Annotated in this window: 15 protein-coding genes, 1 tRNA gene and 2 pseudogenes; 10 read left to right on the top strand and 8 right to left on the bottom strand. The window is 60.0% G+C overall.

The features are described 5' to 3' along the window. Positions 1 to 118 precede the first annotated feature (118 nt). Both MKZ91_RS31730 and MKZ91_RS30900 read right to left on the bottom strand, forming a co-directional pair. Complete coding sequence (locus tag MKZ91_RS31730; RefSeq protein WP_065777919.1) at positions 119 to 262, bottom strand: DUF1127 domain-containing protein; 144 nt, start codon at positions 260 to 262, stop codon at positions 119 to 121. A 444-nt stretch (positions 263 to 706) separates the two neighbouring features. Next, complete coding sequence (locus MKZ91_RS30900) at positions 707 to 850, bottom strand: DUF1127 domain-containing protein (protein ID WP_065376908.1); 144 nt, start codon at positions 848 to 850, stop codon at positions 707 to 709. A gap of 942 nt (positions 851 to 1,792) precedes the next feature. On the opposite strand from MKZ91_RS30900, the gene MKZ91_RS30905 reads away from it, so the two are divergent. The 4 genes from MKZ91_RS30905 to tig all read left to right on the top strand — a co-directional run bounded on the left by MKZ91_RS30905 (position 1,793) and on the right by tig (position 5,414). After that, on the top strand, positions 1,793 to 2,902 hold the full coding sequence (locus MKZ91_RS30905; protein WP_336174824.1) for a DUF2157 domain-containing protein: 1,110 nt from the start codon (positions 1,793 to 1,795) through the stop codon (positions 2,900 to 2,902). Next, the gene (locus MKZ91_RS30910) at positions 2,899 to 3,486 is read left to right on the top strand and encodes a GDYXXLXY domain-containing protein (protein ID WP_336174825.1); all 588 of its coding nucleotides are present in this window, start codon (positions 2,899 to 2,901) and stop codon (positions 3,484 to 3,486) included. Before MKZ91_RS30905 ends, MKZ91_RS30910 begins: the two co-directional genes overlap by 4 nt. A 185-nt stretch (positions 3,487 to 3,671) precedes the next feature. Then, positions 3,672 to 3,756, top strand: a tRNA-Leu gene (locus MKZ91_RS30915). 179 nt (positions 3,757 to 3,935) lie between these two features. Further along, complete coding sequence (tig, locus tag MKZ91_RS30920; RefSeq protein WP_336174826.1) at positions 3,936 to 5,414, top strand: trigger factor; 1,479 nt, start codon at positions 3,936 to 3,938, stop codon at positions 5,412 to 5,414. A gap of 192 nt (positions 5,415 to 5,606) precedes the next feature. On the opposite strand, the gene MKZ91_RS30925 is transcribed toward tig, so the two are convergent. Together MKZ91_RS30925 and sthA are read right to left on the bottom strand one after the other, a co-directional pair. Next, entirely contained in the window at positions 5,607 to 6,410 is an 804-nt protein-coding gene (locus tag MKZ91_RS30925; protein WP_336174827.1) for an endonuclease/exonuclease/phosphatase family protein, read from the bottom strand. Between the two features lie 215 nt (positions 6,411 to 6,625). Beyond that, positions 6,626 to 8,041, bottom strand: a complete 1,416-nt coding sequence (gene sthA, locus MKZ91_RS30930) for a Si-specific NAD(P)(+) transhydrogenase (RefSeq protein ID WP_336174828.1) — start codon at positions 8,039 to 8,041, stop codon at positions 6,626 to 6,628. 213 nt (positions 8,042 to 8,254) lie between these two features. On the opposite strand from sthA, the gene MKZ91_RS30935 reads away from it, so the two are divergent. Beyond that, positions 8,255 to 9,298, top strand: a complete 1,044-nt coding sequence (locus MKZ91_RS30935) for a magnesium and cobalt transport protein CorA (protein WP_336174829.1) — start codon at positions 8,255 to 8,257, stop codon at positions 9,296 to 9,298. Positions 9,299 to 9,349: 51 nt separating this feature from the next. Then, positions 9,350 to 10,528, top strand: coding sequence for a zinc-binding metallopeptidase family protein (locus MKZ91_RS30940; protein ID WP_336174831.1), 1,179 nt, complete (start codon positions 9,350 to 9,352; stop codon positions 10,526 to 10,528). Positions 10,529 to 10,611: 83 nt separating this feature from the next. Here the strand turns inward: MKZ91_RS30940 and MKZ91_RS30945 are convergent. Beyond that, positions 10,612 to 10,782 (bottom strand): annotated as a pseudogene (locus tag MKZ91_RS30945) (JAB domain-containing protein); the annotation flags it as partial. 314 nt (positions 10,783 to 11,096) lie between these two features. Between MKZ91_RS30945 and MKZ91_RS30950 the strand changes: the two are divergent. From MKZ91_RS30950 to MKZ91_RS30965, 4 genes and pseudogenes are all read left to right on the top strand, one after another. Continuing rightward, positions 11,097 to 11,352: pseudogene (locus MKZ91_RS30950) on the top strand (homocysteine S-methyltransferase family protein); the annotation flags it as partial. A 313-nt stretch (positions 11,353 to 11,665) separates the two neighbouring features. Then, positions 11,666 to 12,676: a helix-turn-helix domain-containing protein gene (locus MKZ91_RS30955; protein WP_336174832.1), complete on the top strand. Its 1,011-nt coding sequence runs from the start codon at positions 11,666 to 11,668 to the stop codon at positions 12,674 to 12,676. 121 nt (positions 12,677 to 12,797) lie between these two features. Further along, a complete protein-coding gene (locus MKZ91_RS30960; RefSeq protein ID WP_336174833.1) occupies positions 12,798 to 14,537 on the top strand; it encodes a ShlB/FhaC/HecB family hemolysin secretion/activation protein in 1,740 nt (579 codons plus the stop codon). An 11-nt stretch (positions 14,538 to 14,548) separates the two neighbouring features. Further along, entirely contained in the window at positions 14,549 to 17,851 is a 3,303-nt protein-coding gene (locus MKZ91_RS30965; RefSeq protein WP_336174834.1) for a two-partner secretion domain-containing protein, read from the top strand. Between the two features lie 6 nt (positions 17,852 to 17,857). Here the strand turns inward: MKZ91_RS30965 and MKZ91_RS30970 are convergent, their stop codons facing one another. The 3 genes from MKZ91_RS30970 to MKZ91_RS30980 form a co-directional block, all read right to left on the bottom strand. Further along, entirely contained in the window at positions 17,858 to 18,808 is a 951-nt protein-coding gene (locus MKZ91_RS30970) for a GNAT family N-acetyltransferase (RefSeq protein ID WP_336174835.1), read from the bottom strand. Next, a complete protein-coding gene (locus tag MKZ91_RS30975) occupies positions 18,805 to 19,110 on the bottom strand; it encodes a hypothetical protein (RefSeq protein ID WP_336174836.1) in 306 nt (101 codons plus the stop codon). The genes MKZ91_RS30970 and MKZ91_RS30975 overlap by 4 nt, the downstream gene beginning before the upstream one ends. 114 nt (positions 19,111 to 19,224) lie before the next feature. After that, positions 19,225 to 19,971 (bottom strand): hypothetical protein, encoded by a 747-nt coding sequence (locus MKZ91_RS30980; RefSeq protein WP_336174837.1) that lies wholly within the window; start codon positions 19,969 to 19,971, stop codon positions 19,225 to 19,227. Between the last annotated feature and the right edge of the window lie 63 nt (positions 19,972 to 20,034).

Here is a 20,034-nt window from a genome sequence, read left to right on the forward strand (position 1 = left end):
GGCCGGGTTTCTTCAACATGGCCCACTGAATCACAAACCCCCAGCTCTCGCCAGGGGTTTGTCAGCAGTCTGACGGCGCCTGAAGGCGCCGTCTTGGAAGTCTGGTTGTTCGTTCCGATTAACGGAAGGAACGGGCCGCAATGTTGCGGATGTCGTAGCGGGTGATGCCGATGTCAGTCAGAGCGTGGTTCGACAGGTTGCCGAGCTCGCTGACGGTGCGGCGGTAGTTGATCCAGCTTTTTGCGATACGAATCGGGTTCATGGTTTTTTCCTCAAGATCAGGTTGTCGCGACAGCCATCTGTCTGCGTCGTTGAGGTTCTTATACGCTTGTCTAATTAGAAGGTGGAGTGCAAAGAAAATGCATCTGCTATGCATTTGTGCAGTGCATCGCACCATAGATAGGCAGGCAACCCGGCCGCTTGAAAACGCGGCATCGATTAACGCAGGATTAAAACGCTGCACTCTCGGCGTTAACGCCCAGCAGTCAAAGGGTTTTTCGGAAGCGAGTTGCATTCCTGGCGACGCCAATGGAAGCCGCGAAAGCAGGCGTCGTCTGCAGTTCTTATGGTCAGGAACGGCATCCGGCATATCGCACGTGCGAATGGGTGTGCCGGCTCACCGGATGCATCCCAAAAGAAAACGCCCCCCGGAATGAACCGGAGGGCGCTTACTGGAGGCCGGCTGTGCCCGAAGGCAGTGCCTGAATTACTTGATCGCCTGGCGAGCAACGTACGGGATGTCGCCGCGGCCGATGCCGAGGTCGCTCAGTTCGCGGTCGCTCATGCGGCCGAGTTCGTTGCAGGTCTGACGATACTTGCGCCAATTGTTGAAAGAGCGTGCGAGGTTCATGATCCTATCCTTTCTAGGGTCGTGTGCCAGCGCTTTATCTCTCTTGCTGGCCGTCATCTGATGGTCTGGAATATAGTCGTTTTGAGCAGAAGTTACAGAGATAATGCTGCATCGCACCCATGCAGCGTGTGCAATCCTTGCGGTCGCTGAAGGAGGCGGATGCGGCATGCCGAAACGCTGTTGGTGGTCGGCGAAGCGAGGGAAGAGTTCGCGAAGAACAGAAGGGCAAAAGCAAACAACGCCCGCTGGGGGAGGAGATCCAGCGAGCGTTGCTATGTTCTGATCGGCAACCGGGAGGAGGAGTGTCGCCGATCCAAATCGAGGGGCGCTGGGAGGAGGAGTGCGCCGCCCCGATCGGTGAGTTGAAGATAGTATGGAGTTCGGCGGAGGTGTAGAGCTTATCCTGAATGGCACCTATGCGATGTATGCATGCCTCCGCTCGAGTACGGCAAAATTCCGCACGAATATTGTGCAATTGCTCAGGCGGGACGGCGCCTTCGGGAGGGGATGGCCAAAAAGAATAACGCCCGCTGGGGGAGGAGGTCCAGCGAGCGTCATTTGGAGTGATTGGCAACTGGGAGGAGGAGTGTTGCCAATCGTATCGGATGAGCGTTGGGAGGAGGAGTGCGCTCGTCCGAATTCTGTCGGGTTTTGCCCGGGCCTTTCTCAGTATTCTGAGGCGGTTGGCCATCTCCGCTGGCGACTGTCTGGCTTGCTGCCTCTGTTCGCCTCTGATGATTTGAATATAGGGTCTTTAAATCGATTTGTGCAGTGCAATATCCGCATGGAAGATATGCGCATTGCGCAAGACCGTCACCGTCGCTGACGACGAAGCCCCTACAGTCTCGCAAGGGAGCCGTTGTGTTCCGACGCGATTGCATGATTAGGTGGTGACGCCATGCGATGTCTTCAAGGCATCGGGCTGCTGGCTGAGGGAGCAGGATGTACCGCGCACGTCTCGAACGAGACTTCAAACTCTGGATGGACAAGGGCTTGCTGCGCGAGGATGCGGCGCGCGCCATGCTTGCCGAATATGATGGCCGTGAATCGACGTTTCGCGCCGGACGCGTCCTGCTCATCCTAGCTGCGCTGCTTCTATCGGCGTCGATCCTGCTGCTGGTGGCGGCAAACTGGGGTGCGTTGCCGCGACTGGCGCGCGTTGCTGGCATCGTCGCCCTGATTTGGGCCTTTCATTTCGCCGCTGCCTGGCTGCAGCGCGCCGGTCGGTCGGCGCTCGCCGCCGCAGCCCTCGTCCTCGGCGTTGCAACGTTTGGCGCCAGTATAGCGCTTGTCGGGCAGATGTATCACCTTTCGGGCGATGCAGCGGACGCGGCGCTGCTGTGGTTTGCCGGCGCCTGCCTTTCGGCTCTCACGTTCCGTTCGGCGGCAATGGCAACTGTCGCGGGTGGACTTGCATGGTTCTATTTCATCAGCCTGCTGACGGAAGACGGGTTTGGCCTGTCATTCGATTGGCGGACATGGCTGGTACCTGTTCTTTGCGTGGTCGTTGTCGTCCAGGTTCGTCTTGCTGATGCGGGCCGCGCGCGGCATCTTGCCTATCTGCTTCTCGTTTCCTGGCTGGCTTGGCGTTACGTCGACCATCCGTCGCTTGCCTTTGCCGGTGGCCTCGCGGCCGCGGGCCTCGTTGCGTTCCTCGCTGCGACCTTACCCGGCTCTCCGTTGCGCCAGCTTGCCATCGAAGCGGGCTCGGCACCGGCATTCTACTCCTTCGCGCTCGCTCTCCTGGGTTTCACCGCGCTTCAATATCAGGCGGTCGGTGTTCCGACAGAAGTGGCGACTGGGGCAGGTACGTTGCTGGTGGCGCTGCTTGGCATTGCACTGGCCGGCGCGCAGAACGGCGCCGTGCGCTATCTCGGTTATCTCGCCTTTGCCGGCGAGCTGCTTTACCTGGCGTTTGAAACCCTCGGGACGATGATTGGCACTTCGGGCTTCTTCCTGATTTCCGGGCTGGTCGTGGCCGGCATCGCCTGGCTCGTCATCCGGATCGAGGGCCATATGGCGCAGACGCGCAGGACCGAGGTGTCGCAATGACCGACGCAGCGCCGAAGAGAAGCTGGCTGAATCCCATCATCGCGGCGCTGCTCGTCGCCGCTCTGCAGACTGCCGCACTCGGCTACATGATCGAGGGCAGGGCATCGATCTTGAGAAACGGGCGGGAAATTCTCTTGAAGACCGTGCCGGTCGATCCACGTGATCTGCTGCGAGGCGACTACGTGATCCTGAGCTATGACATTTCCAGGCTGGAGCCGGAACTGTTCAAGGGCGATCTTCCGGCGCAGTCCGAAGAAACGACACTTTATGTCCGCCTGAACAAGCAGATCGACGGTTTTTGGCAGGCTACGGAAGCATCCTTCCAGCCGTTGCCAACACTCGGTGACAGCGTCCTGCTTCGCTCACAGCCGTTTTCCTATTATCCAACGTCGCCGCCTTCAGCCGTCACCGTCGACTATGGCATCGAGCGATTTTATGTGCCGGAAGGCGAGGGGCGGGTCCTTGAGGAAGCACGCAATGCTGAGGCTCTCTCGGTCAGCGTCCGCGTTGACGACAAGGGGCAGGCGCAGATCCGCGAGATCGCTATCAATGGTGCGCCGATCTATCAGGAACCCTTGTATTGAGACGGTTGCGCGGACACGGCATTCTGTCGTGGGTAGCCCGTAATTTCCCTTTGATCCCGCGAGAACGAGTGATATAGAGACGCCGCGCTCGGGAAAGCCCTGAACTTTCAGCATGCCCATTGTATCCGCGGTATTCCGCTGGTTGGTCTTGCGGGAATACGAACAGGCGGTGCGATTGTCTGAACGCGGGTATGGTGAAATTGGTAGACACGCCAGATTTAGGTTCTGGTGCCGTAAGGCGTGGGAGTTCAAGTCTCTCTACCCGCACCAGATCAGCGATCGCGCCCGAAGTCCGGATTCTGCGAGGATGAAGGGGGCTGGAGTGCCATTTTGCTTGCAAAACGGTTGCAGAACTGCGTAAAGCCACTCCCGGCAAATGGATCGGCTCACGTGCTCGCCAGACCCTTCGAAGGGGAAGAGCACAGTCAACGTGAAATGAAGGTTTGAACATGCAGGTTATCGAAACGCTCGCTCAAGGGCTGAAGCGCGAACTCAAGGTCGTTATCCCGGCCAAGGACATGGAAGCTCGGATGAACGAGCGCCTGGCCGAAGTGAAGGACCGTGTAAAGATCAACGGCTTCCGTCCGGGCAAGGTGCCGGTTGCGCACCTGAAGAAGGTCTACGGCAAGTCGATCATGGCTGATCTCGTCAACGAGATCGTTCGCGAGAAGCCGACCGAGATCCTGTCGGGCCGTGGCGAAAAGTCGGCGACCCAGCCGGAAATCGCGATGACCGAGGACGAGGCCGAAGCCGACAAGATCCTCAACGCTGAAGCCGACCTCGAGTTCACCGTTGCCTACGAAATCATTCCGGCGATCGAACTCAAGGACGTCAGCGGCATCAAGGTGACGCGCGAAGTCGTCGATATCGCTGACGAAGAAGTCAACGAACAGATCCTCAAGATCGCCGAAAGCGCCCGCAGCTACGAATCGAAGAAGGGCAAGGCCGCCAACGGCGACCGCGTCACCATCGACTACCTCGGCAAGGTCGACGGCGTTGCCTTCGACGGCGGCAAGGACGAAGACGCTGAGCTGGTTCTCGGCTCCAACCGCTTCATCCCGGGCTTTGAAGAGCAGCTCGTTGGCCTGAAGGCTGGCGACGAGAAGGTCATCACCGTTACCTTCCCGGCTGACTACCCGGCTGCAAACCTCGCCGGCAAGGAAGCCACCTTCGACATCACCGTCAAGGACGTTGCTGGCGCCCAGGACATCGAAATCAACGACGAACTGGCCACCAAGCTCGGCCTCGAATCGGCTGACAAGCTGAAGGAAATCGTCCGCGGCCAGATCGAAAGCCAGTACGGCAACCTGACCCGCCAGAAGGTCAAGCGTCAGATCCTCGACCAGCTCGACGAACTCTACCAGTTCGAAACGCCGGAGCGCCTCGTCGAAGCCGAATTCGAAAACATCTGGCGCCAGATCAACACCGACCTGCAGCAGGCCGGCAAGACCTTCGCTGACGAAGAAACGACCGAAGAAGAAGCCCGCGCCGAATACCGCAAGCTCGCAGAGCGTCGCGTTCGCCTCGGCCTCGTTCTCTCGGAAATCGGCGAGAAGGCCGGCGTCCAGGTCAGCGACGACGAACTGCAGCGTTCGCTGTTCGAACAGCTGCGCCAGTTCCCGGGCCAGGAAAAGCAGATCCTCGACTACTTCAAGAACACCCCCGGCGCCGCTGCTTCGCTCCGCGCTCCGCTGTTCGAAGAAAAGGTTGTCGACCACCTGCTCGGCGAAATCTCGGTGACCGACAAGACGGTTTCCAAGGAAGAGTTGACGGCTGACGACGAAGAGACCGAAGGCAAGGCTGCCAAGAAGGCTCCGGCCAAGAAGAAGGCAGCTGCCAAGGCTGAAGCCGCCGAAGGCGAAGAAGCTGCCGCTCCGAAGAAGAAGGCTCCGGCCAAGAAGAAGGCCGCTGACGACAGCGCCGAGTAATCGGACCGAAGCCTTAGAAATCGAAAGCCCTGCCGCTTGCGGCAGGGCTTTTTCTTTGGTCGGATCTGACGAGCTGGATTGTCGGCGGCCGAACGGCCCGCACCCTTCAAAGGCAGCCGCGAAAGCGGAAACATGTATTGGAATCAGGGTGCTAGAGCGCCTCTCCCGTCCATTTGCTACGAACCGGACGCTCTAGCCGACGTCCAGCAGAAGAGCGCGATGATCTGAGACCTCCGGCTGTGCGACGACATCGAACCTTTCGACATCGACTTCAGCATTCACCAGCAGATAGTCCGCAAATCGGCCATCCTTCAGATAGTGTGATGTCCGGGTGTCCGTGTGACCTCTGGAGACGACGAGATCGGTGAGGCCAAGTTGGCCAAGTGCCTGAAAGGTATTGCTGTCGGGCAGAACGTTGAAATCACCGCAAACCACCAGACGCTCGCCACCCGGCCAGACCTGGAGAATGAGCCGCACCAGCGCGTCCGCCTGGGCGACACGCTCAGGACTGTCGTCCTTGCCGTTGATATCGCGCAGGCCGTGCATCTGGGCGATGGTGATCGCAGCGCCGGCGTCGTGATCGAAGAGCCGGATGCAATGGGCATTGCGGGCGCGCGGATGGGCGCCCCAACCGTCGGGCGAAAAGGTCCCATGCACGAAGCCGAGCGTCTGAGCGATGACGGAGTAGGATCGCCGCACGAAGGTTGCGAGGCCGAACTCGGATGCCACCGGCCTGTCGCCGTCAAGCAGCGTTCCCCGTGCCGTCGGGCAGAAGAACCCGTCATGGTCAGGAAGGATGGCTGCGATCTCGTCGAAGAGATTGGCGCGCTGCGCGAGCTCGACGTTCGCGTCGCGGTAGAACAGCCATGCGGCTTCGGACTTCGGCGAGCGCGCGATCTCCTGCAGGCAGAGGACATCGGCATCGACGTCTGCCAGGTACGTCATCAACGGCGCGTGGAGCTTGCCGCCCCAGGCATTGAGGGAAAGGATACGCATGCTGGCGGGCCTCTTCTTCTTCACAGACAAGCGGTGAAACTACCCGATTCGCGATCTGTGAGGCGTCATTGCAGAACGGCCTGCACGTCAGAGAAGGCACAAAAGCAAGCCAAGGCGGCGCTGCTGCGCTGCCGACCGCAGACATCTGTCGCGTAGGCGCGTGAACGGACGTGTTCAGCGTCGATCCTACGTCCGTGCGATATGTTCGCCGCAACTTACGCCTTCGCCGGTTCCTGCTTGATTTCGCCCATGCGGTTCCAGGCATCGAGGCCGGCAATCTTGTAGGCTTCGGCAAGCGTTGGGTAGTTGAAGGTGTTTTCGACGAAGTACTCGACGGTGCCCTTGAGGTTGAGAACGGCCTGTCCGATGTGAACCAGTTCCGTTGCGCCTTCGCCGATGATGTGCACGCCGAGCAGCCGTCGGGTCTTCATGGAGAAGATCATCTTCAGAAGCCCGGAATCGAGACCCATGATGTGGCCGCGCGACGTTTCCCGGAAGCGGGCAATGCCGCACTCGTAGGGGATGCCGCGTTCCTTGACCTCTTCTTCCGAAAGCCCGCATGTGGAGATTTGCGGTACGGCATAGATGCCGTAGGGGAAATATTTCTGCGGTTCCATCGCGATGGCGCCGACTGCGACGCGCGCGGCAATCCGGCCCTGTTCCATCGAGGTCGAGGCAAGGCTCGGAAAACCGACCACGTCGCCGGCGGCATAAATGTTCGGCACGGAAGTCTGGAATGTCTCGGGGTTGACCTTCAGCCGCCCGCGGCTGTCGGCTTCAAGACCGGCTGCGGGCAGATTGAGCGTGTCGGTGGCGCCCATGCGGCCGGCGGCAAACAGCACCATGTCGGTCACGATCCTGCGACCGTTGTCGAGCGTCAGCAAGACCTTACCATCGTCGAGCCGTTCGACCTTCTCGGCCTTCTGCCCGAGATGCAGCTTCATGTTGCGGTCGCGCAGCTGGTAGATGAAGTCCTCGACAATCTCCTTGTCGATGAAGTCGAGAATTGTCTCCTTCGGATCGACCACCGTCACCTGCGTGTCGAGCGCACTGAAGATCGTCGCATACTCGATGCCGACAACGCCAGCGCCGATGACGACGAGCGAACGCGGCAGCTCGGAGATGTCGAGCAGCTCGTCGCTGTCGAGCACGGTTTTGCCGTCGAAGGGTATGTAATCAGGGCGGAAGGGTTTGGTGCCGACGGCGAGCATGATGCTGGTGCCGGATACGAGCAGGGTCTCGCCATCGTCCTTGACGACTTCAAGCGTGGTCGGATCGACGAAGCGCGCCTTGCCGCGCATCTGCTGCACGCGGTTGCGGGCGAACTGGTGCTCGAGCACTTCAACCTCGTGATTGAGGGTGATGATCAGCCGCTGCCGGAGATCGTCGGCGCTGATCTCCTGCTTGACGCGATAGGCGCGCCCGTAAAAGCCGCGCTCGCGCCAGCCTGAAAGATTGAGCGCGGTCTCGCGCAGCGTCTTTGAAGGAATGGTGCCGGTGTGAACCGAGACGCCACCTACGCGTTTACCCTGTTCGATGACGAGGACCTTCTTGCCGAGCTTGGCGGCCTGGATGGCGCCTCGGCGACCGGCCGGCCCGCTTCCGACGACGATGAGATCGAACTGGTTCATGGGCGTTTCCGTTGCAAGGTTGAATCGTTGTGCGTTGCGAAAGACTCTCGCTTTGAAGCCTCTATACCGTCAATGGCACGGTTTGATGAAGTGGTTTTCATGGCCGAAATCGAGTGAATGAGAATAGAATGAGAATATAAGGGGATGCGCGTATGCTTGCCCCGTAACGACATGCCGGGCCCATTGGTGTCGTGTTTGCCTGGGAGGGTGGCGATGGGATTGGAGTTGACCAACAAGGCGGTGCCGCAACCGGATGCCGAGGGCGTCGACGCGTCGGTGGAGCAACGGCCGGGCGTCGTGGCGGCTGCGGTCTATGAAAACGGCGTCAGGGTTCGCGATATCCGCATCGAAGATGCGGGAAAATGGCGAGATCGGCCAGGCGTCGTGATCTGGATCGGTTTGCACGAGCCGGAAGCCGAGTTGCTTCGCGAGGTTCAGCGCGAATTCCATCTGCATGACCTGGCAATCGAAGACGCCTGCAAGGCGCATCAACGACCGAAGCTCGAAATCTATGGCGAATCGATCTTCGTGGTGGCACGCACCGCCCACATGGTCGGTGACGAGATCGCCTTCGGCGAGACGCATCTGTTCGTCGGCCGCGGCTATGTCGTCTCGGTCAGGCATGGTGCATCGACGTCTTACATCGCCGTCCGCCAGCGCTGCGAATCCTCACCGGCAGCACTGGCGCATGGCGAGAACTACATCCTCTATTCGATCCTCGATTTCATCGTCGACAACTACATGCCGGTGATCGAGGCGATCCACGAGGAGGTCGAGGAACTGGAAGACCGGTTGTTGCGGGAGCGGTTGATCAAGAAGGACATCGAGCGACTCTACCTGCTGCGCCGCAATCTGCTCAGGCTTCGCAATGCGGTGGTCCCGCTCGTCGACGTTTGCCGCCGGCATGAACACATCGATCTGCCGGGGATGGATGCAGCGCTGCAGCCGCTCTTCCGCGACGTGACCGACCACGTGCGCCGCGTGCAGGAGGATATCGATGCGCTGCGCGAGGTGCTTGCGTTCACCTTCGAGGCGAGCCTGATGGTCGGGCAATCCGAGCAGACGGAAATCTCGCGCAAGCTCGCCTCCTGGGCGGCGATCCTGGCCGTGCCGACGGCGATTGCTGGCATATACGGAATGAACTTCGACGACATGCCGGAGCTCAGGTTCCGCTATGGCTACTTCGTCGTGCTCGCGGTGATTGTCGGAATCTGCCTGACGCTCTTTCGCTTCTTCCGCCGCGCGAAATGGCTTTAGGCCGGAGCACTGACCGGCCGACATTACCAATTCCCGAACTCGGAGGATGTCGTGGCAAGCCTTCTGCAAACGCTCGGCGATTTGATCGGCACGAACTGGAAGCACCGCGACGTGGCCAAGCGGTACTCGCGCACCTTTGTGTGCCGCTGCGGCAGTCACATCTTTTTCGGCAACATGCTTTGTAACAGCTGCCAAGCGCCGCTCGGGTATCTGCCCGGTGAAGACGCTCTGTTGCCGCTCGATCCCGGCCCACAGCCAGGCACCTGGGTCGCAGGGGAGGAACGGACGTTGCTGAAGTACTGCGGCAACCGCGACACGCCGGCGCAGTGCAACTGGATGCTCATGACGAGCGAACCTGGGGAACTTTGCGTCGCCTGCCGGCTGAACCGGACAATTCCGAGCCTCGATTGCGAGGACAATGCCCGCTACTGGGGGATGATTGAAGTGGCGAAGCGACGGCTCGTGTCGCAGTTGCTGGCACTCGGCTTGCCGGTGAAGTCCAAGGTCGACGAGGACGAGAAATTCGGTCTGATGTTCGATTTCCTGCGTTCGCCGGCGGAAGGGCCGCGCGTGCTGACCGGGCATGCCGATGGTCTGATTACGGTCAACATCGAGGAGGCGGATTCGGTTGAGCGAGAGAAGATGCGGCTTGAACTGCATGAGCCCTATCGCACGTTGCTGGGTCACTTTCGACACGAGGTCGGGCACTACTATTGGAACAGGCTCGTTCTGAGCGGCCCGTGGCTGGAGCCGTTTCGCACGCTGTTCGGAGATGAGCGCGCCGACTATGCGCAGGCATTGAAGGCGAACTATGAAAACGGCCCGCCCGCGGACTGGGCCGATCGCTACATCAGCTCCTATGCGTCCACCCATCCCTGGGAGGACTGGGCCGAAACCTGGGCGCACTACCTGCACATGATCGACAGCCTGGGCACGGCGTTCGGATTTGGGCTCGATGCGGAGGATCTCGAGGCGGTGATCGAACCATTCGAGCGGGACGCATTGTATGCGCCCGACGATGCCGGCGCTGACGGATTTCTATCGCTGCTAAACTCCTGGATCGAAATGACCATGGTGCTCAACGAGCTGGCGCGCAGCATGGGCCAGCCGGATTTCTACCCTTTCGTGATGTCGAAGCCCACAGTGGCCAAGCTCCAGTTCGTGCATATGGTCGTTGAGGACTCTCGCTCGGCGGCGGCAGCGTCTGGAGGTGATGGCCTTTTCGGATGATGGCTTCTTCATTGTCTTTACCCGCGGCGGGACGCTCCACCCGGTTCTTCCGGTGTGCCACGCGGCAACGAGAGCCGGAGCGATCAGAACAGCCGCAATCCCTTCAGGCTGACATGTCCGTCCTTGCCGATGATGATGTGATCGTGCACGGCGATGCCGAGCGGCTTTGCCGCTTCGGCGATCAGCTTGGTCATGTCGATATCGGCGCGCGACGGCGTGGGATCGCCTGAAGGGTGGTTGTGGAGAAGTCTAAGTCACTGAGTAAGTAATTGAAAATACGATATAAAAATCAAGATGAAATCACGATGGGGCAGGTTCTTGGGATCGGAGCGTACGCCGACCCCAGCTTCTTTCATGGTTGATTCCTCTTCCTCCCGCTGAGCCGTTTTGCCGCACGGGACATCACCATATTCTTCTGATTGCGATAGCGTTCGCGCAGACTGTCTCATGAGTTTGACAAGCCCCGGGGAAAGCAAGATCTTCTTTCTAGAGTAGCCTATTCAGTCCGCGCTTGCGCGAGTGGTTGCTCGCATTCTATGCGGCAATTCCAACTCCTTCGCCCGACGACAGGCAACCTGAATGGTCGGCACTCGCGCTCATCGAGAGCCCGGAGATCGTTCGGCGCGTGCACGAGGAGTTCATTGCCGCAGGCGCCGATATTGTCACCACCAACAGCTACGCACTAGTCCCGTTTGGCGAAGAGCGGTTCCGCTTGGAGGGCCGCAGACTGATTTCCCTTGCCGGACGTCTGGCGCGCGAGGTGGCCGACGCGAGTGTGGGCCGAAAGGTGCTCGTTGCCGCCGATTTTTGACTCCTACGAGCCGTAGCGCTTCATTTTCGGAATGCATGGATCACCGGTTCGATTCCACTCTGTCGCACCACAGATCATGGCATCGCCTCCCACATCACCACCTATTCAGTTCCGCACCACCACATCAGATAGGCACCTGTATGACTCAATTTTGGGTGTACCGACCCAGGCACCGTTTTACTTGTTCGTCAAGTTCTTCCCTTCTCGCTATGAAAGATCAGCTTGTTGGGGAAACATCATGAAATCAGTTCTTTGTCGCCTGCACGCCGGTTGAGCAATCGTCTTGCCGAGGTCATCCGTGTTGCCGCGTCCTGGTTGCCATTCCTATGTCTTTGCAGTCATCTCGTTTCGATTCTCGCCTTTTTCCGGCGCCGGTTGCGCTTAGCCTGTGGCACGAGCAGATTTCCGTGCTCTTTGAATCGCGCCCCCGGAAATCCGTCGAAGACGGTTTCTTCGCTTTCGTCGACGCCTACCTCGTTGGCGATGTTGCCGTCGGCTTTATGAGAAGTGGCGCGCAACTCTTTGATCGTTCCCGAAGGAAGATCGGCCGCGACGGCATGGATGGCTACATCCTGCAGTTCTACAGCCATGGAACGAGTGAAGATCGCCAGGGCCGACATGTTGCCCGCCCGGGCGATTTTTACATCCTGGATATGGCGCAGCCAATTTCCACCAGCGTTACGGACCACGCTCATCTCAATCTCATCGTGCCGCGGCGCATGCTCGCGCCGCTACTTAAGGCGCCGGATGAATGCCACGAGCGCGTACTGCCGGCTGGACTGCCGATGGTCGCGCTGTTGCGGGACACGATGGCGAGCTATTTCCAGAACCTCAAGGAGATGTCTGTCGACAACAGCCGAGCGGTCCTGCGGCCGCTCCTCGACTTGGCGGCGGTCGCAATTAGTGGCCAAGCGGACGAGGAGAGGGTCGGTTCCCTCAACATGGCGCTGTCTGCCAGCATTCGCAGGCACGTCGAAGCCAATCTCCTGGATCCAAATCTGGACGCAGAGGGCGTCGCCGCCGCGTTTGGGGTCTCCCGTCGCAGCCTCTACAGAATGTTCGAGCCGACGGGGGGCTTTATCCATTATGTGCAAGAACGGCGGCTTCGCAGAGCGCACGCTGCCTTGCGGGCAGTCGAGACACGCCATGTGCCCGTCGCTACGATTGCCGAGGAACACGGCTTCTCGAACCCGGAAAATTTCAGTCGCGCGTTTCGTCGCCTTTTCGGAATGACGCCGCGGGAAGTGCGCGGCCTTGCGCTTGCCCTCGCACATGGTCCCCATGCCGAGGAGACAGACTCGGCCTGGAGCCACTGGATCGGCCGCATCGGAAGATGATGCCTGCATTCCGGCACATTGGTCGTGCGCTCTCAGGGTGCCGGGCAAACTATGATTCTTCGATAAGAACTATGAATGCCGAACAGGTGCATTGCCGCGCGCGCCCAGTCCGTGTCAGCGGATGGGCAGTACCCCGTTCAGAAAGGTCTGCCCTGTGTCGCGCGTCGTAATCCTTGGCCTTGCAATTGCCGCCTTGTTCGACGTTCCGGCGCTTGCCCAGGATGCCGGCGCACTTCTGCGCGACCGGGAACTCCAGTCGGTGCAACCACTTCCCGAAGCGCATCCGGCGGAAGTGGAAGACGTTCGCGCCGACCGGCAGCGTACCGCGCCGGGAGGGGTGACCGTAAAGGTCACCCACCTGATCTTCTCCGGCAAGACCAGCCTCCTCACTCCGGATGAGCGCGCGCGGCTTGTCGACGGCGTCGCCGGAAAGGCCTTCGACCTTGCTGGTCTGCGCGATCTCGCCACAGAGGTGACGCGGCTTGCACAAACAAAGGGGCACCTGTTTGCACGGGCGTTTCTGCCGCCGCAGGACGTGACTGAAGGCGTCGTGGAAATTGCTTTGATGGAAGCCCGGGTCGAGGACATTGGACTGGTGCGGGTCGGGTCCGTGCGGGTACGGGAAGAAGTCTTGCGCGGGATCGAGCAGCGCTACCTCAAGGACCGCTCTTCAATGACGGAACATCAGCTCGAGGCGGCGCTGCTGCAGATGAACAGTCTGCCCGGCTTGAAGGTTCGTGCAAGTGTAGAAGCAGGAGACAGCCCTGGCACTTCGAAGGTCTCGATCGGCATCGAGGAAGGACCGATGTTCTCGGGACAGTTCTGGGCAGACAATTTCGGTTCGGCGAGTACTGGTCGGGCCGAAGCCAATGCGCTCTTCAGTTTTGCCGACCCCTGGGGTTATGGCGAACAATTCCGCCTTCAGAACGTCACTTCTCAAGGCCTGGTCTATGGCCGGTTCTCGGCAAGTGCTCCGGTCGGCACTGCGGGGACCTTCTTCAACGGCGCCTACAGCTATCTGACCTATCACGACGTGACCGACACGGGGAGTGCCGCAGACCTTGATGGGGATGGGCATCAATTGGTTCTCGGTATCACTCATCCCCTGGTTCGCGACCGGGTCACGGAATTGACCCTCGGTGGCGCTTTGACGGGGAAGGCGCTCAGAAACGATTCTGCGGCGGGTGAGCTCGATGACAAGCGCCTTCTCACTGGCACCCTGTCCTTGAGCGGCGTCCGCCGGGATTTTGATGGGGCAACGACCTGGGGAATGGATGCCACCTACGGCGTCCTTGATCTGTCGCGGATTGAAAGCTCGGCCGCCGCGGATGCTGCGGGCCTCAAGACCGAAGGTGGATTTGCGCGCCTCAATGCGCGCATCGAGCGACAGCAAAGCCTCGCGGACCGTTGGACACTGCTAGCTCGTGTGAGCGGGCAGTGGGCCTCGAAGAACCTTGAATCATCCGAGGAAATCGCTCTCGGCGGACCCTTCGGTGTACGTGGCTGGCCGGTCGGGGAGGCGTCTGCGGACACAGGCGCAATCGGGACGCTCGAACTGCGCCATGATCTGGCCGTGCCAGAGGATTGGGGACAGCTGCAACTGGGTGGTTTCCTTGACAGCGGTTATGCAAAGATCAATGCGCGCCCTCAGGGCGTCACTCTCTCCACTGCCACCAAGAAGAATGAATATGCCCTGTTCGCCGCCGGCCTCACTCTCGACTGGCAGCGCGAGAATCTCTCGCTGACTGCCGGCTGGGGCATGGGCCTGGGCGACAATCCAGGACGAAACGCGAACGGCACCAATGTGGACGGCGGCACAGGCCGCCATCAACTTTGGTTGTCGGGTCGTCTCAGGTTTTAGGAGAAACGAGAATGAGCAGACGTTGTTCCAGCGTGATGATGGCACTCCTCGGCAGCACGGCGCTGGCGCCGGCCACTTTGGCTAGTGATCTGCCAACCGGTGGAGCCGTCGTTTCTGGTTCGGGCACTATTTCCACACAAGGCTCAACACTCACGGTCCACCAGACAAGCGACCGGCTGGTTACGAACTGGAACAGTTTCTCGATTGGCGGTGGCAATTCGGTAGTGTTTCAACAGCCTTCGTCCTCCTCGGTTGCCCTCAATCGCGTGACGGGCGTGGAGCCGAGCCAGATACAAGGGTCGTTGAGCGCGAATGGTCAGGTCTTCCTTGTCAATCCCAACGGGATCGTCTTTGGCGCGGGTTCACAAGTAAATACAACAGCGCTCGTTGCCTCCACACTTGATATCGCCGACGGAAACTTTCTGACCGGGAACTACCTGTTTTCAGGCTCGGGCGGCAGCATCGCCAACAGCGGCAGTCTTAACGGCAACGTCGTGGCGTTGATCGCGCCGGAGGTGACCAATGCGGGCGTCATCGCCGGTGACACCGCCTTGGCGGCCGGCACCAAGGTGGGGTTGGACTTTGGTGGAGACGGGCTGATCTCCGTCAACGTCGAAGAATCGACCCTCTCGACCCTTGTCGACAACAAAGGGGCCGTGAAGGCGCCTGGCGGCACCGTCATCTTTACGGCCAAGGGCGCAAGCGCAGCCAAGGCGTCGGTCATCAACAATTCTGGAACCGTCGAAGCCAAGGGCATGGTCAACAAGAACGGCCGCATCCTGCTTCTGGGTGACATGGAATCGGGTGCCGTGAAGGTCTCCGGTACATTGGATGCGTCTGCCCCGGAACGCGGCAATGGCGGGTTCATTGAGACCTCCGCCAAGAAGGTCACCATCTCCGAAAAAGCGAAGGTCACGACCCGGTCCGCGCATGGGACCTCTGGTCACTTGCTCATAGACCCCACCAACTACACCATCGCGGCCTCTGGCGGAGACATGACCGGCTCCATGCTGACGAGCCTGCTTGCAAGCAACGGGACCGTAACCATTCAATCGGTGAGCGGCGCGTCGGGCACTCAAGGCGACATAAATGTCAACGATACCGTGAACTGGGGCAGTGGCAGTACGCTCACACTCGAAGCACAGAACGATATTGTCGTGAACGGTGCCCTTAACGTCAGCGGGACCGGTGGTCTCGTTTTCAACTATGGGCAGGCAGCGCCCGCTCTCGACAACACCTCGTCCTACGTGGTCAGGGGAGAGGTCAATCTGGCGTCGACGTCGTCCTTCCAGACGAAACAGGGCCTGAATGGGTCTACCATCAACTACTCGATCATCAATTCGGCCGCCCAGTTGCAGGCCATAGGCGACGCGTCGAACCTCAGCAATCTTACCGGTCACTATGTCCTCGGGTCGGATATCGACCTGTCTTCCATCAGCAATTTTGCACCGATCGTCAACATCAGCGGTATGTTCCAGCCGGAAGGGCGGGACGTTTTCGTCGGCACCTTCGACGGTTTGGGACACATGATTTCCAACCTGACCATCAACAGGCCGACCATGGAAGGTGTGGGTCTCTTCGGCTTTGTTGGCGGCGACGGCGTCATCCGCAATTTCACGATCTCAGGCGGAAGCGTCACTGGGAACTATACGGTCGGCGCTGCGGCCGGCATGCTCTCTGGAGGTGGTTTTGGCGCGAGCGCGGCGCAAATCGTCAACGTCGGCGTTCGAGGCGTCACTGTGACCTCAAACAACGACGGGGCGGGTGGTCTGGTCGGCCGAAATCAGGGCATTGTCAGTGGCTCCTATGCGACCGGCAACGTTGCGGCGAATGGTGCGAGCGGCTTCAACGCTTCTGCGGGCGGTCTCGTTGGCATCAATCAGGGTGTGATCACCAACTCCTATGCCAACGGAGCGGTTACTGCGGTGACCCGTGCCGGCGGGCTCGTAGGCGACAGCATTGGCGGAAGCGTTACCAACACCTATGCGACCGGCGCCGTCTCCGCAGCAACAACTGGCGGCCTGATAGCGGAATCCTCCGGAACCACCATTTCGTCCAGCTACTTCCTCAATGCTGCTCCCGACAACGGTTACGGCGTGGCAATCAGTAGCGCGCAACTGACGAATCCGTCGACATTCTCCAGCTGGGAAATTGCCTCGAACGGTGGGCAAAAGACGACCTGGCGGATCTACCAAGGGCAGACAGGTCCGCTCCTTTCCGCGTTTCTGAAACCGGTGACGGTCACTGCCAATTCGGGCACCGCCGTCTATAGTGGCGGTGTTCCGTCGCTGGGAGTGAGCTATTCTTCCTACAGCGGTACCGTCGACACCAGCCTCTTGATGGGAACGACGTCTATCGGGGGCGCTGGCAGCAATGCTGGCGGTTATACCCTAACACCGGCCGGCCTCTATTCCGGACAGGGGGGGTATGACATCTCCTACGTTGCTGGCGCACTTTCGATCACCCCGGCGGTGCTTACGGTCACGGCCAATGGCGACAGCCGCAGCTATAGCGGGGTCGGCTACTCAGGCGGCAATGGTGCCAGCTATTCCGGCTTCATGAATGGCGAAGACGCCTCGGTGTTATCGGGTTCGCTGGTCTACGGCGGATCGGCGCAAGGGGCAAAGAATGCTGGCAGCTACACCATCTCCGCCTCCGGGCTCACATCGAGCAACTACACCATCTCCTATGTCGACGGTGGGCTAGCCATTACGCCGGCGGCGCTTACGATCACGGCGAATGGCGACAGCCGCAGCTATAGCGGGGTCGGTTACTCCGGCGGCAATGGTGTCGGCTATTCCGGCTTCGTGAATGGCGAGGGCGCCTCGGTGTTGTCGGGTTCGCTCGTCTACGGCGGCTCGGCGCAAGGGGCGGTATGTCCAGGTGCCTATACCTTGTCGGCGTCCGGATTGAGTTCTTCGAACTATGCGATAACGTGGGTGGATGGTCTATTGAGCATTTTGCCGACTTCGACGGTTCCGACGACCACGCCTTCCCGCTTGCCGCTATGGCCGCAAACTGTGCCGCTTTCTCCGCTGACTGTGGGCGTCGGAGGGCTCCCTGTTCCCGTAACTTTCGTCGGCGATCTCCAACGTGATCCGTTGCTCTATCCTGAGGGCGAGCGCACGCTCCTCGTCAATACGCGACGCGATTCCGATGGCGCCGATATCGTCACCTTGCCACGTACCGTTGTACCGACTGAGGAGTTGCTGGTGGGGCTGGAGGAAATCGTTCGTGGCAAGACGGGTCGTTTGACCCGCTTTACTCAAGATGCGCGCGGATGCGGGTGCCTGATGAGGGACGAGGTCAACTGAACCTGTTCAGAGCCGTTTGAGCGTCAGGTAGCGAACACCAGCGTTGCCGCTGCCAGTCAAGTTCATCGCCGAACTATCCGTATCCGCTTGACCGCGGAGATGCGGCACGAGGCGCGTTTCCATGAACCTGTGCATAGCTGAACCGGGAAGGGTCCAGTGGACTGCCACGCTGTCGCCGCCCAGTTTTTCAACTTGGCGGCGGCAGCTCTCTATCAGCCCGGCAATGAAGTAGCCCCGGCGCTGAAATCGAGGCAACGTGTAGCCGAGTGGGTAGTGAACCTGGGCCTCACTGCTCCTGCAACCGACAATCCAGCCCGCAATGTCCTTGTCGTGATATATGGCAAGGGAGAAATCAGAGGATGTCCGATCCATATGAGCACCCGGCTGCCAGTCGGAGTGAACCCGCCGAGTGGTGGATGTCTCAGCGATTGCCTGATGATCGGCGGCGGAAAGGTCTTGCCAAGGTACCGTGCGGAAACCATCCCGTTTCAGGCGTTCAAGCAAAAAGGACCATTCGTCCAGGGCGCCAAACACGCACTTCATTTCGAACCGAAGCATGTATTCGCTGGCGCGCGGCGTCTCCCAAGCGCATGCAACGAGCACCCTTTCGAATGCTTTGCGCGAGGTCATTCGGCCCGAATAGAGAGCAAATATCTCCGCAAGGCCATCGCGACGCGTCACTGTTTCGGCCAGTCTGAGCAGGGTGCGGCCAATGCCTGTGTTGCGCGATGATCGGTCCACCGCGAGTGAAAGCAGCCGCCGGCCTGTCTTGCCGTTGTGCGCATGGATGGTTCCCAGTAGCGCGAGCCCAGCAGGCCTACCGTCTACTCTCCGCGCCACGATCCCCAGCCAACCGGAGCCTCCGCACGACCAGAAACTCCAGAACCTTGGGTAGGTAAGGGATTTGCAGCCGACCTCCGGCTGTTCAATCACCTCGAACGTTAGCGATTCCTTCAAGTCCGCTGAACCACACTTTTTTCTCGTGCAGAGGTCGAAGGATCCATCAATCCGGCGGTTACGACCTCGAGCTCCTCGTCGCTCAATTCCTCCGTTGGCCGCCAGTCAACTGCGAGGCGCATTCGACCGCTCGCCTCCTCCTGCCGGACATCGAGCTCCGATGGTAATGTCAACCCCAATGCCTGCTCAACGGCCAAACGTGCGTCCTGACGTGCCGCTTGCCGGAACTCTTCATCGTAGTCGACGAGATCCTGCAAGGCGGTGAGCGCGCGACGGACTTCCTCGGATGTGAAGGCGGGCATGACAGCTGTCCTGGTTTCCGTTGTACGTTATCGGCCCAGGCGGTGGAAATCCGTGCAACAAAACTATGAGACAGCAGTAAAGACTATGAAATTGCCGCCAGACAGACGGATTACTTACCGGCCTTGGTGTCGCGCGAGGTAGCGAATCTCAAGATAGCCGCCGGGGCGTTCGGAACGGGTTGCGGCCAGCTGCGGCGGAGAGGCGAAGTTTCCGTCCAGGAGCGGCAGCAGCCGCGTCTCCATGAAGCGGGCCATGTCGGAACCGGCACTCGCCCAGTTTACGCAAACGCTGTCCTCACCCAGCAATTCGGCCTGGCGACGGCAGGCCTCAAACAATCCGACGATGAGAAACCCGTGTTTGCGATAGGCAGGGAAAAGGCAGCCCCGTCGGTAGTGCACACACAGATCTCCGTCCCGCTCGCCGATGATCCAGCCGATGATCTTCCCCTGGTAGCGAAGGAGAAGCGAAAGGGGCTCGCCACCCTCCCTAAGGAAGAGGTCGGGATGCCATTCCGCCGGAGCTTCACCCTGGCGGATGGCTGCTTCGATCTCCATCCGGTCGCTGCTGGTGATCTCAGTCCAGGGAGACATGGAAAACCCTTGCCGAGCAGCGCGCGCCAATAGCGGCTGCCACTCCTGCTCTGCTGAACGAACCCATTTGGCCTGGCCGACAATCGTGTATTCCGTCGGCTGAGGGGTACTCCAGCCAGCCGCAGCCAGGGTGCGCTCGAAATGCGCACGCGAAGCCATGTGATGCGAGTAGGTCGTAAACAAGGTCGGCGTGCCGCTCGCGTGCGCAGCTTCGGTTGCGGCCGTGAGAAGGCTTCGTCCGAGCCCTCGGCGACGATGGATCGTGTCCATGGGAGTGGTGTAGCTGACGGCTGATTGCCGTGCTTTCCGACAAGGGCCGGAGGGATATCAGCG

It is taken from the genome of Ensifer sp. MJa1, from assembly GCF_037026475.1.
In the GTDB taxonomy this organism is placed as follows: Bacteria; Pseudomonadota; Alphaproteobacteria; order Rhizobiales; family Rhizobiaceae; genus Ensifer.

What these genes read in the sequence shown, in the direction of transcription:
- MKZ91_RS30960 (WP_336174833.1), top strand. Translation starts at nt 12,798, where the DNA reads ATGGGCAGTACCCCGTTCAGAAAGGTCTGCCCTGTGTCGCGCGTCGTA.
- sthA (WP_336174828.1), bottom strand. Translation starts at nt 8,041, where the DNA reads ATGAACCAGTTCGATCTCATCGTCGTCGGAAGCGGGCCGGCCGGTCGC.
- MKZ91_RS30905 (WP_336174824.1), top strand. Translation starts at nt 1,793, where the DNA reads ATGTACCGCGCACGTCTCGAACGAGACTTCAAACTCTGGATGGACAAG.
- MKZ91_RS30955 (WP_336174832.1), top strand. Translation starts at nt 11,666, where the DNA reads ATGTCTTTGCAGTCATCTCGTTTCGATTCTCGCCTTTTTCCGGCGCCG.
- tig (WP_336174826.1), top strand. Translation starts at nt 3,936, where the DNA reads ATGCAGGTTATCGAAACGCTCGCTCAAGGGCTGAAGCGCGAACTCAAG.
- MKZ91_RS30910 (WP_336174825.1), top strand. Translation starts at nt 2,899, where the DNA reads ATGACCGACGCAGCGCCGAAGAGAAGCTGGCTGAATCCCATCATCGCG.
- MKZ91_RS30925 (WP_336174827.1), bottom strand. Translation starts at nt 6,410, where the DNA reads ATGCGTATCCTTTCCCTCAATGCCTGGGGCGGCAAGCTCCACGCGCCG.
- MKZ91_RS30965 (WP_336174834.1), top strand. Translation starts at nt 14,549, where the DNA reads ATGAGCAGACGTTGTTCCAGCGTGATGATGGCACTCCTCGGCAGCACG.
- MKZ91_RS31730 (WP_065777919.1), bottom strand. Translation starts at nt 262, where the DNA reads ATGAACCCGATTCGTATCGCAAAAAGCTGGATCAACTACCGCCGCACC.
- MKZ91_RS30900 (WP_065376908.1), bottom strand. Translation starts at nt 850, where the DNA reads ATGAACCTCGCACGCTCTTTCAACAATTGGCGCAAGTATCGTCAGACC.
- MKZ91_RS30980 (WP_336174837.1), bottom strand. Translation starts at nt 19,971, where the DNA reads ATGGACACGATCCATCGTCGCCGAGGGCTCGGACGAAGCCTTCTCACG.
- MKZ91_RS30975 (WP_336174836.1), bottom strand. Translation starts at nt 19,110, where the DNA reads ATGCCCGCCTTCACATCCGAGGAAGTCCGTCGCGCGCTCACCGCCTTG.
- MKZ91_RS30935 (WP_336174829.1), top strand. Translation starts at nt 8,255, where the DNA reads ATGGGATTGGAGTTGACCAACAAGGCGGTGCCGCAACCGGATGCCGAG.